The following is an 18,216-nucleotide window of genomic DNA, read 5'->3' as shown; positions in this document are numbered from 1 at the left end:
ACTTGCGCTTAGGCAACCGCCACTAAGCTGAGTAAGTGATCAAGTAGTTGATTACTACTGATACCTTCTGCTTCAGCTTGATAAGTCATTATTATGCGGTGACGTAATACGTTGTGGAAAACCGCTTGGACATCTTCAGGGCTAACAAAGTCTCGGTTATTTAGCCAAGCTCTTGCTCGTGCACAGCGGTCAAGTGCGATAGTAGCGCGCGGGCTAGCACCGTAGGCAAGCCATTGTTTTAATTTGTCGTCGTACTTTTCTGGATGACGAGTTGCCATGATCAAATCAACGATATAGTTTTCCACCGCTGGCGCCATATGAATTTGCATGGTTTCTTTGCGAGCAGAAAAAATATCAGCCTGAGTCATTTTTTGAATGGCTTTTGTTGCTACTTTTAATGCTTCACCGCGGTTAAGTTTTAAAATTTCTAACTCACTAGCGGCATCAGGATAATCGATTTCAACATGCATCAAAAAACGGTCAAGTTGCGCTTCAGGCAGGGGATAAGTGCCTTCTTGCTCAATCGGGTTTTGTGTTGCCATGACTAAAAATAATTCAGGTAAGGGGTAAGTATTGCGGCCCACCGTAATTTGGCCTTCCGCCATCGCCTCTAATAAGGCAGACTGAACTTTTGCCGGCGCGCGGTTTATTTCATCGGCTAAGACTAGGTTACGAAATAATGGTCCGGGTTGAAAAACAAAGGTACCATCTTCGGGGCGATAGATATCGGTGCCGGTTAAATCTGCTGGTAATAAATCAGGGGTAAACTGAACGCGATGAAAGTCTGCTTCGATACCTTGCGCTAATGCGTTAACCGCACGAGTTTTTGCTAAACCCGGAGGACCTTCTACAATAAGATGTCCATCAGCTAAAAGCGCTATCAGTAAGTTTTCAACAAGGGCGTGCTGTCCAATAATTTGTGAAGATAAATGTTCTTTTAATGAGGAAAAGTGTTCAATAGCCATAGTTTATCGTTCTTATTGATTAAAAAAGTTTAAGTCAGCAGGTCTGACACATAAGTTGATATAAGGTTCAGCTTTTAAAAAAACAACCATCAGGACAAAATTGTAGGGTTTTTTCTTTATCTTTTTAGTTACTTGGTGTGTTCTTGGTATCTTCCTAGTATAAGTTTGCTTATATTTTGAAGCTAATGATTGAATTATTTCTATAGTTGGTTAGAATTATCACAAATCCGAAGAGGTCTGACCTCTTGAGTGTTGCAACAAGATGGAATTAAAAATGACAAAATCAAAATTAATAACCGGCAGTGGAGAGCGCATAGCTATAGTCGCAGGCTTACGTACGCCGTTTGCAAAACAAGCGACTGCTTTTCATGGTGTTCCTGCTGTCGACTTAGGCAAAATTGTTGTCAATGAATTACTACAAAAACATGACGTTGACCCAAAAATTATCGACCAGTTAGTGTTTGGGCAAGTGGTGCAAATGCCAGAAGCGCCAAATATTGCCCGTGAAATTGTGCTAGGTACTGGAATGAATGTTCATACTGATGCTTATAGTGTTTCTCGTGCCTGTGCGACTAGTTTTCAATCTGCCGTTAATGTTGCTGAGTCAATTATGGCGGGTTTTGTTGATGTCGGTATTGCAGGTGGTGCTGACTCTTCGTCTGTTGCGCCCATTGGTGTGTCGAAGAAATTTGCTCGCACTTTATTAGATTTAAGTAAAGCCCGCTCATTTGGTGCAAAAATGGCGCTTATTCGCCAGCTTAACTTTAAGGATATATTACCTGTACCTCCGGCTGTTGCCGAATATTCTTCTGGTTTGTCAATGGGCCATACTGCAGAACAAATGGCAAAAACACATGGTATTACCCGTGAAGCACAAGATGCATTAGCGCATCGCTCACATACTTTAGCCACGAAAAGCTGGCAAGAAGGTAAGCTAGCCGGTGAGGTGATGACCGCCCATAGCGAACCCTATAAGTCATTTATCGAGAGAGATAATTGTATTCGTGAAAACTCAGAGTTAGCCAGTTATGCCAAATTACGCCCCGTTTTTGATCGCAAACACGGTACGGTAACGGCGGCGACAAGTACGCCGCTAACCGATGGCGCTTCTGCCATTTTAATGATGCGTGAAGGCCGAGCTAAAGAACTAGGTTATAAACCTTTAGGCTACATTCGCAGTTACGGCTTTGCCGCGATTGATGTTTGGGAAGATATGCTAATGGGGCCAAGTTATGCTTCGCCAATCGCCTTACAGCGTGCCGGCATGAATTTAGCCGATGTAGATTTAATTGAAATGCATGAAGCCTTTGCGTCACAGGCGTTGGCCAACGTGAAAATGTTTGCCAGTAACAAGTTTGCCCAAACGCATTTAGGGCGTGATAAAGCCATTGGTGAAATTGATATGGACAAATTCAATGTCATGGGTGGTTCGTTAGCTTATGGTCATCCGTTTGCAGCAACAGGTACTCGATTGATTGTACAAACATTGAATGAATTAAACCGTCGTGGCGGCGGTGTTGGCTTAACCACAGCTTGTGCAGCTGGTGGTTTAGGCGCGGCTATGATTGTGGAGACAGATTAATGACTGATGTAACAAATAGTGAACAACCAGAAAATAATAAAAGCTTTAGTTTAGCTCGCCAAGAAAATGGTATAGCGCATTTGATCATGGACGTTAAAGGCGACTCTATGAACACTTTAAAAGCTGAATTTTCTGATGAGATCGCGGAAATATTAAAAGAGATTCGCGAAGACAAGTCGATTACTGGCTTAGTATTAGCCAGTGGTAAAGCGGATTCTTTTGTCGCCGGCGCCGATGTGCATATGTTGGCCAATTGTACTTCTGCTGCACAAGCCACGGCTTTGTCACGTCAAGGGCAAATGATTTTTGATCAACTGGAAAACTTATCAATCCCGGTTGTTGCTGCAGTGCATGGCGCTTGTTTAGGTGGCGGATTAGAGCTTGCTATGGCGTGTCATGCCATCGTTTGTAGTGACAGCCCAAAAACCGCCTTAGGCTTGCCTGAAGTGCAATTAGGTTTACTGCCAGGTGGTGGTGGCACACAACGATTACCCAAACGTGTTGGTATTCAAAAGTCATTAGATATGATGCTAACCGGTAAGCAATTACGTGCTAAGCAAGCATTAAAAGCAGGCTTGGTAAATGATGTAGTGCCGCAGAGTATTTTGCTAAAAGCTGCAGAGCAGCTGGCGCTTTCTGGTAAGGTAAAACCTAAAGCTCGCCAATTATCAATGATGGATAAGTTACTTGAAGGTAATAGCGTAGGCCGAAATATTTTATTCTCTAAAGCGACAAAAATGGTATTAGGTCAAACTAAAGGTAACTATCCTGCGCCTTTAAAAATAATTGATTGTATTCGTGCCGGTGTTGAGCAAGCTGCTTCAAAAGGTTATCAAGTGGAAGCTGATCATTTTGGTCAATTAGTGATGAGTGATGTTTCTGTTCAGCTTAGACAACTATTTTTTGCGACCACAGATATGAAAAAAGAGCAGGGAGTTGAAGGTGTGGCGCCTAAAAAAATAACTAATACCGCAGTGCTTGGTGGCGGTTTGATGGGTGGAGGTATCGCTTTTGTCACAGCAACAAAAGCTAAATTACCTGTGCGGATAAAAGATATTTCAAATCAAGGTATCAGCCATGCCTTAAAATATGGTTATGATTTGTTAAACAAAAAAGTTAAACGCCGTTTTATGCGTCATAGCGAAATGCAAAGTCAATTAGCGCTAATAACTGGTACGACAGAATATACTGGTTTTGGCAATGTTGATCTTGTTGTTGAAGCGGTGTTTGAAGATTTAACCTTAAAACAAAAAATGCTGGCGGATATTGAAAGCCATTGTAAAGAAGGTACTATTTTCGCCAGTAACACTTCAAGCTTGCCAATAGGCCAAATAGCAGAGCACGCTTTACGACCTGAAAATGTTATTGGTCTACATTACTTTTCACCGGCTGACAAAATGCCGTTAGTGGAAATTATCGCTCACGATAAAACCTCTGATCAAACGATTTCGACCACAGTCGCATTTGCTAAGCAGCAAGGCAAAACACCGATTGTGGTAAAAGATAAAGCCGGCTTTTATGTTAACCGTATTTTAGCGCCTTATTTAAATGAAGCCGCGATGTTATTGCTTGAAGGTTGCTCTATTAAAGCGCTTGATAAAGCTATGGTTAAATTTGGTTTTCCCGTTGGACCTATGCAGCTATTAGATGAAGTGGGTCTTGACGTTGGTGCTAAAATCGGTCCAATTCTACAAGCAGAATTAGGGGATAGGTTTGCTCCACCAACGGCATTTTCTAAATTAATTGATGATGGCCGTTTAGGTAAAAAAACTAAAAAAGGCTTTTATCAATATAATACTAAAAGTAAGAAGAAATTAGTCGATGAAAGTGTATATGCCTTGCTAGGGCTTAAGGTGAGCAATACCACGGTTACTGACGCACAAGCTGAGCGCTGTGTTTATATGATGCTTAATGAAGCAGCTCGTTGTTTAGATGAAGATATTATCCGCAATGCCCGTGACGGCGATATTGGCGCTATTTTTGGTATAGGCTTTCCGCCTTTCCTTGGTGGACCCTTTAAATATATGGATAAGATTGGCGCAGTAACTTTAGTGAGTAAATTAACCCAATGGCAAGCTGAATTTGGTGAGCGATTTACGCCTTGTGATGCTTTAGTGAAAATGGCAGAGCAAAATGAAAGCTTTTATAATTAGCCGATACTCTGGCTAACATTACTTTGTACGGTATTTATTTACCGCTAAGGTGGTGACAATTGATTTACTAAGGGGCAATTTATTGCCTCTTTTTTTATTGTTTTTTGAAATAGGAGGCTATTAATTTGAGATAATAAGCTCACAATAAAACACATAGTTTTTGAATAATTACTCTAAACTTGTTAAAATGCACATGTGTGTTGGTTTTTTTACTTTTCAAGTCTAATTTTTCAAAGTGAGTAGAGCATGATTTTGTTATTCAGCGGGGTATTAAGCGTTGTTTTTTCTTTGTTTTTTTATTGTCAGGCCATCAGTAGTGGCTTAGGTATAAAGCGATGGGCAATAGCCGGTTTAATGTTTGGTCCTTTTGTTTGGCCCATGTTCTGCATGAAAAAACGTGTAAAGATATACCAGCGTTTTGGCTTTGATTGCTTGTTATTTCCAGCATAATAAAAAATATAGCCTGTTTTAATGTCAGTAACTTTTAATTTATAAAGACGCTAACTTCCTTGTAGCGTAGTGTCTAATAATCTTTATAAATATCAACAGGCTTTATAAGGTCTTAATTCCACCAAGTACTTGCAGGCATTTCTTTTATTTCGATGCTTGCAGCAATAGCGTTTTCAGTCTTCGCAGTCATAAATAATGATTTAATTAAATTAATCATAAAGCCTCCTAGATACGAACAGTGCCACGACGAGTGCCTATTTCTTCTACACTGGTCCCCTGTGCATTAATGCGAACAGTGCCGCGTCTAGTGCCAACTTCTTCTACATTGATACCCTGAGCATCAATACGAACAGTGCCGCGTCTAGTGCCAACTTCTTCTATATTGATACCCTGAGCATCAATACGAACAGTACCTCGACGAGTACCAACTTTTTCTCCTTTGGTACTATTAGCATCAATGCGAACAGTGCCGCGTCTAGTGCCGGCTACATCAAGGTTTAAATGATTTACAGTTACAGCAGTTGGTGTACCTGACATCACCAAAGATAAAATTAATGAACTAAGCATGGTATTCCTTATTATTATTAAATTAAATTAAATTAAATTCAATAAGAGTAAAGCGAAAATCGTGCCAACAATAAAACCCTTGATACACAGGGGTTTTACACAATTTTTACATGAAAATTACATCGCCAAAAAGTTGACGAATATGTTTAAATGGCATTTTTTCCAAATGAAGTGGATTTATTGGCAATTTGAAAAGAAAGCAGATATTTTTGGAAGTCACCTTTAGGTAGCGGTTTACTATAAAGGTAGCCTTGTAATTGCTCGCAACGTAAGCCAGATAAAAAACTCAACTGCTGATTGGTTTCAACGCCTTCTGCGACCACTTGCATACCTAAGTTATGTGCGATGGTCACTATAGTTGCCACCATATTCCGTCCTTGCTCTGAGGTTTCAATATCATCAACAAAGGCTTTGTCTATTTTTAACGTATTTAAGGGGAATTTTTTCAAATAGGCCAGTGAAGAATAACCCGTACCAAAATCGTCCAGTGATAAATGGATGCCCATCGCACGAATTTGTAACATAGTATCAATCGCTTTTTGTGGTGAGTCCATTACCGTGCCTTCAGTGATCTCTAGCTCAAGATATTTTGCCAGTAAGCCACTTTCTTTTAACGTATCAGCAATCATGGCCACCAAATTCGGTTGGGTAAACTGCACTGCCGAAAGGTTAACCGCGACACGCCCGTCAAAAAGCCCGGTATCGACCCATTTTTTAGTGGCAAAGCATGCTTTGCGTAAAACCACCTCACCAATATCTATAATTTGCCCTGTTTCTTCTGACACAGGAATAAATACCACTGGGCTTATTATGCCTTTATTTGGTGTTTCAAAACGAACCAAGGCCTCCATACCTGCTATTTTACCGGTAGCAATCTCGATTTTTGGCTGATAAAAAACCGAAAATAAATCTTCCTTTAATCCGTGTCGAATTAAGCTTTCTATTTGCAGGCGTTTAACGGCGGTTTTATTCATTGAGTCGCTGAAAAATTGGTATTTATTACCACCCGTGTTTTTCGCATGGTACATGGCCGTATCGGCATTTTTCAGGAGCTCTTGTGGACTCGCGCCGTCTTCAGGGTAAATTACGATACCAATACTACTATAAAGCACAATTTCTTGGCTTTTAAGCCTAAGCGGTAGTGCAATAGATTTTAAAACTTCTTTGGCGATGTGGGTGATGGTATGAAGATCATTAGTATTCTCAACAATTAAACTAAATTCATCGCCACCTAAACGATAAACCGTATCTTGACTTCGCCCTAGAATTTTAATGCGTTCGGCCACTTTGCATAGCAAAACATCGCCAACTTCGTGTCCTAATGAGTCATTAACTTTTTTAAAGTTATCTAAATCAAACACCAGTAAGGCATGTGGTACTTTACTGCTAACTAATTTTTGTTGGTTGGCTTGAAAATAAGCACGATTCGGTAACCCAGTTAAGGTGTCGGTATTAGCAAGTTTTCTTAATTCTGCTTCTGTTTGTTTACGCTTGGTTATATCAGAAAAAACGCCGACAAAGTGTGATATATTGCCACTGTCGTCACGAATTATATCGATATTAAAGTCAGTTGAATAAATCTCGTCATTGTCACGTTTACTTTTTATTTCACCGTGCCAACTACCTTGGGTTATTAAATGCTGTTTAACCTTTTGATTAAAGCTATCAGGATATTGTTCAAAATTAAGTAAAGTCCCTTGCATTTGTAACTTATTTTTACCGGTTATATTTTGAAATGCTTTATTAATATCAACCACAGTAAATTGACGGTCATAAATAACAATCGCGTCTGAAATATTCTCGATACATTTTGCAAAAAGTTTTAAACGTTCATCGGCGCGTTTAATTTGACTAATATCTTTTAAGGTCCCTGTCATTCGGCTGGGTTTGTTTTTTTCATCTCGTTCAACAATTTTTCCACGGTCGAGCACACAGATCCATTTTTCGTTTTTATCTTTAACACGATAGGTCGCCTCAAAGTGTTCGCTATTGTCTTCCATGTGCTGGTTTAAAGCTTCTCGTACTCGTGGGATGTCGTGTTGGTGGATGTTGGTTTCATCTTTGCCAACATTTCGCTTGCCATCTTGCGGGAATTCTAAAATTCCCCAGATATTTGAACGGAATATTTTTCCACTTTTGATATTCCAATCCCACATTTCATCACCACTACCCCACAGTGATAATTTAAGTCGCTCTTCACTTAATTTAATCTGTAAGTGATATAAGCGTTTATGGCGAACTTGTTGCAATATATAGGCAATTATTAACAAGATAACAAGGCTATAGAATAATAGTGCGCTCCGCGATAACCACCAAGGTGGCATGACTGTAATATCTAATGATTTTATTGAACTTTCTTGACTACTTTGTAAGTCATATGCTTGCACTTCAAAGGTATAATCACCTGAACTTAAGTTAGTGTATGTAGCTCTTTGATTGTTTTTACCAGAATCGATCCATTTATCTTCTAATCCAACTAACCGGTAACGATAATTAAGTTGATTGGGTAGTTTGGTGTTTGGTGTGATGAATTCAATGCTAAATTGTGATTGAGTATGCTGTAGAGTTAAAGTACTTAAATAATTTGGAGCTTGATCTAAAAAAAATTCTTTCCCTAATACGTTAGGCTGTGTGTTTTTTCCTACGGGCACTTGCTTATTTGCAATCAATATATTTGATATACTAGGTGTTACTGTAAGTTGTTTTATTTGAGAAACTTCTTGAGGGATGAAGGTATGAAAACCATTTACTCCACCAAAAAAAATAGTATCCCTAGATGTTAGTAAAGAGCTATCGCTAATGTATTCATTGTCACTTAAGAGCATGTCTTTATTAAAAGTTCTGATTAATTGGTTTGTGGGGTTAACTGAATTTATACCAATATTTGTTGATAACCACCCTGTACCTGAGGAGTCAATAACAATGTCGGCTATAAAATTATTACTAAGTCCATTTTTTTCGTTAAAAAATAAATTTTTACTGTTGCTTTTGTTTATTAAGGCTAAGCCATTACGTTGAGAACCTAACCATATCCATTCATCTGATACTGCAATAGTAGAAATTTCACCAAATTTAATTCTATTTGAAAGTAAGTAGGATTTTTTTGAAAATTCCAGCTTAGGAACGCTGAAGCTTAAAACCTCACCTTTATCTGTAGAAAGCCAAATTGTACTATCGTCATCATATCTTAAAGAAGTAAAAGCACTTTTATTTTCTTGTTCATAAGTTTCAAATTGACTAGTTTCAATATCAAATGATGTTAACTGCAAGGTTTTATCAATAAACCAAATTTTATTATTTATTAAGTACAATAGGCTTAAATTGGTGTGATAGGTGTTGTTTTTCCAAGATTTATTTTCAATTAATGTTGATTTTTTGGTGTCGAAGTAATAGAGGTGCCCAGGTTGGTTCGAGCTTTGTGCTTCAGTTCTAAGCCAAAAGTTATCTAGTTTGTCTATCATTAGGCGTGAAATAGGAGATTTATTTCCAATTTTGAGTTGAATAATATCTTCATCTGAATTTAAATAGTTTAATTTTCCATCATCGGTTGCAAACCAAACTTTACCATCTTTAGATTCCGCAAAAGTATAAACTGCGTTTGGGCTCTTGTTATAATTAAACAAACCATGCTTAATATTTAGCTGTAAGCTATTAAAGGTGTTGATTCCACTTCCGTCAGTTCCAATCCAAATATTATCTGCTGTATCTTTGTATAGCTTTAAGATGTAATTATTAGAAATAGCATTTTTATGTTGTACGGATTGATATGAATCTATATTACCAGATAACAAGTTAATGATATTTAAGCCATTTAGCGTGCCGAGCCAAACCATTGAATCATTTAATATCACAATAGATCTAACGTTATTAGATATTAGCTTATCTTTCACATCTTCAGCGTTAGCGGAGTAATGTTTTATTATTTTATACTCTTGAGATATAACAAATAAGCCGTTATCAGTTGCTAACCAATATTGGTTATCGATGAGGTTTAAGTCGTAAAGCGCATTAGCGTTAAGTTTTAAATTCCATTTATTTTCATCGTTTAAAGAAATTGCAAAAGTTAGTGTACTATTAGTTAAATATATACCTTTATCATAAGTACCAAGCCAATAATTATCTTTTTCATCTTGAAAAATAGTTTTAATTTCTTTTAAAGCGGTATCAAAACCACGAATTTTTATTCGTGAGAAATTTTTATTTTCTGGATTGTATTTATGTAGACCTTCTTTGGTGGAAACCCAAATTTTATTGTTGTGATCTTGATAAATATCCCAAATTTCATTGTCTTTTAGTGAATAACTATCGTTAGCTTGATGGAAAAAATTATCAAAATTATCTAATGATTCGTTATATCGGCTTAACCCTTTGTTTGTACCAACCCACATTATATTTTGGTTATCTATAAAAATTTTGCGAATAAAGTTATCAGCAATTGATTTTTTATCCGTACTGTCGTGACGATAATAAACAAAGTTTTTACCATCGTAACGATTTAAGCCGTCTTGTGTAGCAATCCATATAAAGCCATTGTTGTCTTGTATAATATCGTAAACATAGCTCTGTGATAAACCTTCGGCAATTGAGATGCGTTCAAACTTCAGTGGGGGGTTATTAATATTATTTTCTGACGCGAGAATTTTGCCATAAGGGTAAAGGAGAGCCACTAGAGCCAAGACAGCAAGCGTTAGATGAAATTGAGAAATTAATTTTTTTTTGAAAAAAAGAAAAAGCACTAATACAACCCTTTTTAGTTAAACCTATACCTTAATGATTTAGCTTATTAGGTATGCCATATATTTTGATTATTTCTGGATGCTAGGCCCTATTACAATGGATGTAAGGAACTAAGTCAATCTTTGCTGTTATTGTGTCGCTATTGTGTGGTGATATTCTGATTATTAATATATTTTCATGTTTGTATCGGCTAAATTAATATTTTCTTTGACATTTTTTTAATAAAAATTCGATATTGTCATTAATGGTTACATTCTTGGTCATTTTATCTAACTGCGTTTTGTTTTCATAACTTAATAACGACAAGCGATCTTTTATCTCTGCGTCATTAAAATATTGTTGGAGAAATTCAGCTACATTATCTATTGAAATAGTTTTAATCATTGAAATGAGTTTTTGCTTTTGGTCAAAAGAGGCTTCTTTATTACAAATAGCCGCCCAGTAACGCTGACTTTTAATTCTCAAGTTTGTATCTTTTTCTTGTAACTGACTTGCTAGGCCAAATTGTAAATGCTGCCAGTGCTCAATAGGCAAATTGGTAATGTAATGATTTGTTCGAGCGATAAAGTCATTCATGGCCTCTGTTAATGTTACTGAGTCGGTGTGCGGCGATTGAATATAAAAAGCAATGCCTGGGTAGCAATTAATCGGTATAAAACCGACACCAACCAAATAACCATATTGTTTTTCTGTGCGCATTTCTTGGAAGAAAATAGGCGACAATAATTGATTCGTTAACATGGTTAAGGCGATTGTGCGCAAATCTTTATTTGGCATGGGGTAATAGAGTAAAGCGGCGTGATCATGCTCTGGTAACTCCATTGGTAGTGTTAATGGGCCTAGGCCTTGAAGATCTAGACATGGAACTTCAACTTGGTTATTTTGAGATAACTTGCCATCAAATACTTGTTTAACCTTGGTCATAATATGGTCAGCAGATTGTCTGGACCAATTGCCATGAATGAGTAAATTGACCGCGGTGTTTTCAAAAATACGGGCGACAAAATTTGTAAAGGTTTGAAACGATATCTTCTCTAGGGCACTAATTAAACTTTGGTTACTGGGGCTTTTGGGTTGCATTGTAGCGCTAAGGTTGGCAAATAGTTGTGAAATTGATTTGCTGTTTTCTGCGTTTTTCCAGTGACTGAGCAGTTCTTGCTTAAATAATGCGAATCTATTCGGACAAAATTTCCCTTGCATTAAACTAGCTAACAATAGCGGCAATAGTTTTTCTTGTTTTGTACTAATGCCTGATAATTTTAGCGTTAGCCCACTCTGATGAGAATATAGGTGATAATGAATGCCTGCTAATTCGGCGTTGTAATGCTCCTCAATAACAGCGTCGCTGTAAAGGTCAATAAATAAACGTGTCATGGCTATTGTGCTAGCGCTTTCTATTACTGCTGGAGAGTCTATAGAGAGATAGATATAGCCTTTAGGCGTATTAAAACTAGTGTCATGTTTAAACCAAACATTTAAACCATTTTGCTGACAAATCTTTTTGGGCGGTGTCAGCGGGCTATTTTCTGTATCATCATTTTTGATCAGCTCAGGCCGAGACACTATATAGGGGTTTTTGCTGGGTAAAAAAAGCGCGTTTATCTTAGGGGCATTTTGCCATTGCCCAATGTCTTCGGGTTTAATATCCTTGACCGAGTAGGGAACTTGATACCATTTACTGGTGTTGACATGGGGCTGTTGAGGAACATTTTTATCGATAGAAATAATGCGAATATTAGTCGCAACCATTAAGCCAAGTAAGGTATTTAGTGTTGCTTGATTTTGACCTTCCATAACGTAATCACCGAAAATGTAATCTTGCTCTGGATAATGTTGCATATTGATCACAAGTTGGCTGACAGAGTTCAGAGGTGATAGTTTTTCTTGGTAAGAAAATGATAACTCAGCTAAGGCTTTTTTCTCTTGATAATACTGTTGATTAATTGGCGCTTGCTTAAGTAAATTTAGATATGAAAATACGATACTGACAATGGTAGTGATGTGCTGTGTACCTAATTCAGAAAGTGAGATGCTAATATTGAAATCTTTAAAATTAGAGCCATTTATGCCTGAGCCAGCCGTTAAAGTCAGCGCCCATTGTTTACTTTTTAATAATGACAAAATGCTACCCGGACCTTCATGACCAATTAAGTAGGCCAGAATAGCTTCAGGTTTTTGACGATAAAATTGATCAATACTTGGCATGGCAAAGCTAATAATCAGTTGTTGATCGTTTTTAACTGGCTGCACTGTGATCAGTTTCTGTTGATGCTGGGCCAAGTACAGGGGTTCACTAATTTTTGTTTTAGCCATGCCATTAGTGTTGATCTTGGAAAAATGCTCATGGGCTAAATTTTCTAATTCGTTGAGCGTTTGTGGCCCTTCTAACACCAAGGTCATAAAATGCGCTTGATAATGCTTTTGAAAAAACTCACACAACTCATCGCGTAAATTGTAACCGACTTTATCGGCTAAGGTCTCACTGCTACCGACAGAAAACTTTGCGAAAGGGTGAGCTTGATTAATGGTTTCTTTGTGAACGTCGTAAAGGCGTCGAATATCGTCTTTAAGCTTGAGTTTGAATTCGGCGTCAATGTTCTTGCGTTCTTTGTTAACAAATTCTTCAGATAATAACGGCATAGTAAAAAACTCGCCAAAACGTGCTATTGCCGCGCTGAAATGTTGATAACCTATATCAAAGAAAAAACAAGTATGTTCTGTTGCTGTCCAAGCGTTGTTACTGCCGCCATGTTGATTAATAAATTTCTGATATTCACTGCCATCAGGAAAGTTTTTGGTGCCAAGAAATAGCATGTGCTCAAGAAAATGAGCAAGTCCCTGTCGATGATTAGGATCATCAAAATGACCCACGTTAACGGCTAAAGCAGCAGCAGATTTATTTGATTCAGGGTTATGGACCAGTAAAGCTCTTAAGCCATTGCTTAAGGTGATGGTTTGATAGTGTTTAGCGTCATTCGGGCTTTGTTTCACGGTTACTCCCGCACAATTTATGCTGTAGCTCGGCATGGCTATGTTCTATTGATAATCTTTCTAAATTACCTTAAGGAATAAGGTGAGTCCATTTTATTCTTAATAGATGTTATAAAAAGCTAAACAATTCCTTTACTATAGCCAAAATCATTGAGAACTAGGGCTAAACCACTTGAATACATAAGATTCATGTTGTTTAGACATACAATCAACTATATTGAAAATTGTGTTGAAATTAAGGTGTTTATGCAAGTTTTTGTTATGCGTCACGGACAAGCTAAAATGGTTGCGCCGTCTGATGCACTCAGACCGTTAACTGAAAACGGCGTCAAAGAAGCTAAAATCATTGGACAATGGCTATTAGAAAACAGTCTGACATTTGATTGTGTTTTTGTTAGCCCATATTTACGCGCGCAACAAACGGCAGATGCTGTCATTAGCCAGTTAGGCAATGTAGGTAAAAAGCAAACCTTAAGTATTATTACGCCAGAAGATAGTGCTAAAGATGTTCATGATTATCTTGATGCCGTTTGCGCTGTTGAGCAGTACCATAAAATATTATTAGTGTCACATATGCCTTTGGTGAGTTATTTGGTCGCCGAATTAAGCAGTGATGACACTATGCCGATATTTCAAACTGGCTCCGTAGCGCAAATTGACTATGATACCGACAAAATGCATGGCGAGCTTATTAGCTTAATGTCACCTAATGAAGTCGTCAGTTAATGAAGTTCGGCGCTAGGTTGCCATGATGTTGTTGAGACTCAGGCTCGTTAAGTGTTGGCGTTACTCAATACTAAATTTGTCTTTTAATTCGACTAAAACCAGTATGGCGCCATTGCCTCCCCATTCCAATGGCGCTTGATGAAAGGCCATCACATCAGGGTGCTGTACTAACCAGTGTGGCACTTTATTTTTCAATATGCGGCCACCTAAACCATGAACGATACAAACACATTGTGCATGCTCTTTTTCGCAAGCGGCAAGCAATGCCGCAATTTCACGTTTTGACTGGTACAGATCAAGGCCGTGTAAGTCTAAAATTAAGTCTGGGGCGTATTGACCACGACGTAAATTTTTAGCTTCAAAACTATCAACGCCATCACGAACGTACTTTAGAGGACCATTAAGATTCAGCGCGGGTTCAAATTCATCAGAGAAATGAAACTCAGCTAAGGCTTTTTTATCTTTTTGTTTTGCTAAAGTCGTTTTCTGCTTGCTGGTTCTTTTTGCCGGGTGTATTCTGTCCTGCACCATAGGTTTTACCTTACCTATGGTATCTTTAAATAAATTTATTTCTTCCACATTAAGTGCGTCTTTAGATTTCATTTACGAAGTTTAAAAACATCGACGAACAATAACAAGTGAAAGTATAATAATAAAAACAACTGTTATGATAATAAAACCTGAGGAAAGCGTGGGAATAATAAATTTTGTAGAGGTAAGCGAACAATTACATACCGTTAATGATTATGTGCGTTTTGGTGCGAGTCAGTTTAATCAAGCTGAGTTGTATTTTGGCCATGGTACAAACAATGCTTGGCATGAAGCGCTTATTTTGGTGATGCATCAACTGGCTTTACCGCAAGAAATATCTAATGATCTTATGCAATGTCGTTTGGTATCCCAAGAGCGAATAGCGATTTTACACTTGTTTGAACGGCGAATGGTTGAAGGACTCCCTGCAGCATATCTAACTAATCAAGCGATGTTTTGTGGTTTGCCATTTTATGTTGATGAGCGGGTGCTAGTGCCACGTTCACCCATAGGTGAGTTAATCGATAATAAATTTGCCGGTTTAATTGATCATGCGCCAAAGCAAATTTTAGATTTATGTACCGGTAGTGGTTGTATTGCTATTGCCTGCGCTGTTGCGTTTCCTGAGGCAGAAGTTGATGCAGTCGATCTTTCTATTGATGCACTCAATGTGGCGCAAATCAATATTGAAGGTCATGGTTTATCAGCACAAGTTATGCCAATTGAATCTGACGTTTTTTCTGGGGTTGTAGGACAAAGTTATGATTTAATAGTGACAAACCCCCCTTATGTTGATCAAGAAGATGTCGATGCATTGCCGCAAGAGTATTTACATGAGCCAGTAATGGGTTTAGGCAGTGGTTTTGATGGCTTAGATATCGTAAGACAAATTTTGGCGCAAGCCGCGAGTCATCTGCATGATAATGGCGTATTGATTTGTGAAGTGGGCAATTCACAAATCCATTTAAGTGCTGCTTTTCCCAATGTGCCATTTCAGTGGTTGGCGTTTGAACGAGGTGGCCATGGCGTGTTTCGTTTAACTAAAGCACAACTAGAAAATCATCAGCAAGATTTTCAGACAATAAATAATTAATACCAAACAAGCTGCCTAGCGTAGTTTGTTTGGCACTCTGATACCAATTCATTAAGGCATTTGGTATATCATCATTTTTTACGGGTAAGATTCATTATGTCAGGTAATACTTTTGGTAAGTTATTTACAGTTACTTCATTTGGTGAAAGCCATGGGTTAGGCTTAGGGGCCATTATTGATGGTTGCCCTCCAGGCTTAGAGCTTAGCGAAGCTGATTTACAGCATGACCTTGATCGACGCCGACCAGGCACATCGCGTTTTACCACCGCGCGCCGAGAAGCCGACGAAGTCAAAATAATGTCAGGTGTTTTTGAAGGTAAAACTACGGGCACACCTATTGGTTTATTAATTGAGAATACCGACCAACGTTCGCAAGATTACGGTGATATTGCCAAGACATTTCGTCCTGGACATGCGGATTATACTTACTGGCAAAAATATGGCATTCGTGACTACCGTGGTGGCGGTCGATCTTCGGCGCGTGAAACCGCGATGCGCGTGGCGGCTGGCGCAGTAGCAAAAAAATATTTAAAACAAAAATTTGGAATCACTATTCAAGCTTGTGTCACCCAGATTGGTGAGGTATGTGCTGAAAATATTGATTGGAATATTGTTGAAGAAAATCCGTTTTTCTTCCCCGATGCGAATAAACTTGAACAATTAGATGAATTATTACGTGGCATTATGCGTAAAAAAGACTCTATCGGCGCTAAATTGATGGTAGTAGCGAATAATGTGCCAGTGGGTTTAGGTGAACCTATTTTTGATCGTTTAGACGCGGATATTGCCCATGCCTTAATGGGCATTAATGCGGTGAAAGCGGTAGAAGTTGGCGACGGCTTTGCTGTTGTTAATCAAAAAGGCTCTGAGCACAGAGACGAGTTAACCCCTGAAGGTTTTGCGTCAAATCATGCTGGTGGTGTTTTAGGTGGCATATCTTCAGGCCAACCTATTGTTGCGTCGATTGCATTAAAGCCAACCTCTAGTATCGGTGTAAGTGGCAAAACAGTTGATATTGCGGGTAAGTCTGCTGACATTGTGACCAAAGGCCGTCATGATCCTTGTGTTGGCATTCGGGCAGTGCCGATTGCTGAAGCTATGCTAGCCTTGACCTTGATGGATCATTATTTGAGACATCGTGCACAAAATATGGATGTGATTTGTCAAACGCCAGATATTGAACGTTAAGCTTGCGGGTAAATCCCCAAGCGATGGTAGCCTAACCTAATGGCTTCAAAACAATTCATGCGTTTGTCGACAAATTATTTTTGGTATTTTGGTCTCTTAGGTTTAATCGTGCCTTTTTTAGCGGTATTCCTTGATGCCAGAGGTTTTACGTCGCTAGAAATTGGCGAAATATTAGCGGTGATCACCGCAACAAAAATAGTAGCTCCGTCATTATGGGCGCAGCTTGCTGACAAGTCAGGTCAACAACTAACGATAGTGAAAGTAGGCGCATTGCTGTCGTTGTGTTGTTTTAGTTTGATTATTTGGACATTCAGTTACTGGCCATTAATGTTTAGTTTGGCCATGTTTAGCCTCTTTATTACCTCAATATTACCGCAAATTGAAGTGATGACCCTGAACTCTATTCGCAAAAGTGCGAAAATATATGCCCGTATTCGTTTATGGGGCAGTATCGGTTTTGTCATTGTTGCTATGCTCAGTGGTGAACTCATTGAGCGTTATTCTGCCGAAGCCTTTAGTTATATTGGTATTGTCATATTAGCCGGTCTTTTTATATCGACACTGTTCAATAAGCAACCTCGAATAGCCAAAAAAACCTCCGTTGATAATGTTTCTATTAAGGCCAAAGTGTTCAATCGTAACTTTTTGTTGTTCTTTTTTGCGGGCTTAATGTTGCAAATGAGCTTTGGGCCTTATTATGTTTTTTTTGCTTTATACCTTAAAAACTTAGCTTACTCAGGCTTTTTAATTGGTATTTTTATCGCTATTGGTGTGGTTGCTGAAATTGGAGTTTTTGTTTTTGCCGCTATTTTCTTTAAGAGTTTTTCGCTAAAAACGTTAATTAGTATGAGTATATTATTGACGGCATTTCGTTGGTTTATTGTCGGACATTTTGCCAATAGCGATATGGCATTGGCATTTTCCCAACTGATCCACGCGCTAAGTTTTGGTTTATACCATAGTGCCAGTATTAGCTTTATTCAACAGCACTTTAACGCGAACCAACAAAGCCGAGGGCAGGCGATTTATATCGGTGGTGTTTATGGTGTTGGTGGTGCGATTGGTGCCTATGTAGCTGGTCTATTATGGCAAGAGGGCATTGGCGCCGTGATAACCTTTGATTTTGCGGCGATTACCGCACTAATTGGTGGGGTTTTAGCGCTATTTTTACGTAATAAACCCATTAAGCGAAAAGTTAGCCTAGCTTAGAATGATCGATTATTTATTGCAATG

At 38.4% G+C, this 18,216-nt stretch carries 12 protein-coding genes; 7 read left to right on the top strand and 5 right to left on the bottom strand.

All coding sequences use genetic code 11. From position 1 onward, the window contains the following. Positions 1–8 precede the first annotated feature (8 nt). Positions 9–965 carry a MoxR family ATPase gene (locus H4J59_RS13915; RefSeq protein WP_182240293.1) on the bottom strand — a complete coding sequence of 319 codons (957 nt, stop codon included), beginning with the start codon at positions 963–965 and terminating at the stop codon, positions 9–11. A gap of 274 nt (positions 966–1,239) precedes the next feature. Between H4J59_RS13915 and fadI the strand changes: the two genes are divergently transcribed. From fadI to H4J59_RS13900, 3 genes are all read left to right on the top strand, one after another. Beyond that, positions 1,240–2,547, top strand: a complete 1,308-nt coding sequence (gene fadI, locus H4J59_RS13910; RefSeq protein WP_182184489.1) for an acetyl-CoA C-acyltransferase FadI — start codon at positions 1,240–1,242, stop codon at positions 2,545–2,547. Beyond that, entirely contained in the window at positions 2,547–4,700 is a 2,154-nt protein-coding gene (gene fadJ / locus H4J59_RS13905; RefSeq protein WP_182240292.1) for a fatty acid oxidation complex subunit alpha FadJ, read from the top strand. Before fadI ends, fadJ begins: the two co-directional genes overlap by 1 nt. Positions 4,701–4,946: 246 nt before the next feature. Continuing rightward, positions 4,947–5,150: a hypothetical protein gene (locus tag H4J59_RS13900; protein WP_182138290.1), complete on the top strand. Its 204-nt coding sequence runs from the start codon at positions 4,947–4,949 to the stop codon at positions 5,148–5,150. Positions 5,151–5,375: 225 nt separating this feature from the next. Here the strand turns inward: H4J59_RS13900 and H4J59_RS13895 are convergent, their stop codons facing one another. The 3 genes from H4J59_RS13895 to H4J59_RS13885 all read right to left on the bottom strand — a co-directional run bounded on the left by H4J59_RS13895 (position 5,376) and on the right by H4J59_RS13885 (position 13,445). Next, positions 5,376–5,717 carry a hypothetical protein gene (locus H4J59_RS13895; RefSeq protein WP_182240290.1) on the bottom strand — a complete coding sequence of 114 codons (342 nt, stop codon included), beginning with the start codon at positions 5,715–5,717 and terminating at the stop codon, positions 5,376–5,378. Between the two features lie 146 nt (positions 5,718–5,863). Then, the gene (locus tag H4J59_RS13890; protein ID WP_182240288.1) at positions 5,864–10,453 is read right to left on the bottom strand and encodes an EAL domain-containing protein; all 4,590 of its coding nucleotides are present in this window, start codon (positions 10,451–10,453) and stop codon (positions 5,864–5,866) included. Positions 10,454–10,649: 196 nt separating this feature from the next. Next, the gene (locus H4J59_RS13885) at positions 10,650–13,445 is read right to left on the bottom strand and encodes an insulinase family protein (RefSeq protein ID WP_182240286.1); all 2,796 of its coding nucleotides are present in this window, start codon (positions 13,443–13,445) and stop codon (positions 10,650–10,652) included. Between the two features lie 246 nt (positions 13,446–13,691). On the opposite strand from H4J59_RS13885, the gene sixA reads away from it, so the two are divergent. Further along, on the top strand, positions 13,692–14,171 hold the full coding sequence (gene sixA, locus H4J59_RS13880; RefSeq protein ID WP_182240284.1) for a phosphohistidine phosphatase SixA: 480 nt from the start codon (positions 13,692–13,694) through the stop codon (positions 14,169–14,171). A gap of 60 nt (positions 14,172–14,231) precedes the next feature. Here the strand turns inward: sixA and smrB are convergent, their stop codons facing one another. After that, complete coding sequence (gene smrB, locus H4J59_RS13875; protein WP_182240282.1) at positions 14,232–14,774, bottom strand: endonuclease SmrB; 543 nt, start codon at positions 14,772–14,774, stop codon at positions 14,232–14,234. Between the two features lie 88 nt (positions 14,775–14,862). Between smrB and prmB the strand changes: the two genes are divergently transcribed. The 3 genes from prmB to H4J59_RS13860 all read left to right on the top strand — a co-directional run bounded on the left by prmB (position 14,863) and on the right by H4J59_RS13860 (position 18,192). After that, a complete protein-coding gene (gene prmB, locus H4J59_RS13870) occupies positions 14,863–15,795 on the top strand; it encodes a 50S ribosomal protein L3 N(5)-glutamine methyltransferase (protein ID WP_310733197.1) in 933 nt (310 codons plus the stop codon). 96 nt (positions 15,796–15,891) lie between these two features. Beyond that, a complete protein-coding gene (aroC, locus tag H4J59_RS13865) occupies positions 15,892–16,983 on the top strand; it encodes a chorismate synthase (RefSeq protein WP_182240278.1) in 1,092 nt (363 codons plus the stop codon). A gap of 39 nt (positions 16,984–17,022) precedes the next feature. Further along, the gene (locus tag H4J59_RS13860; RefSeq protein ID WP_182240276.1) at positions 17,023–18,192 is read left to right on the top strand and encodes an MFS transporter; all 1,170 of its coding nucleotides are present in this window, start codon (positions 17,023–17,025) and stop codon (positions 18,190–18,192) included. Positions 18,193–18,216 lie beyond the last annotated feature (24 nt).

This window comes from Colwellia sp. MB02u-10 (genome assembly GCF_014077185.1).
In the GTDB taxonomy this organism is placed as follows: Bacteria; Pseudomonadota; Gammaproteobacteria; order Enterobacterales; family Alteromonadaceae; genus Cognaticolwellia.
Note: the sequence above shows the minus strand (reverse complement) of the source record. Positions and strands in the feature narration are given on the sequence as shown.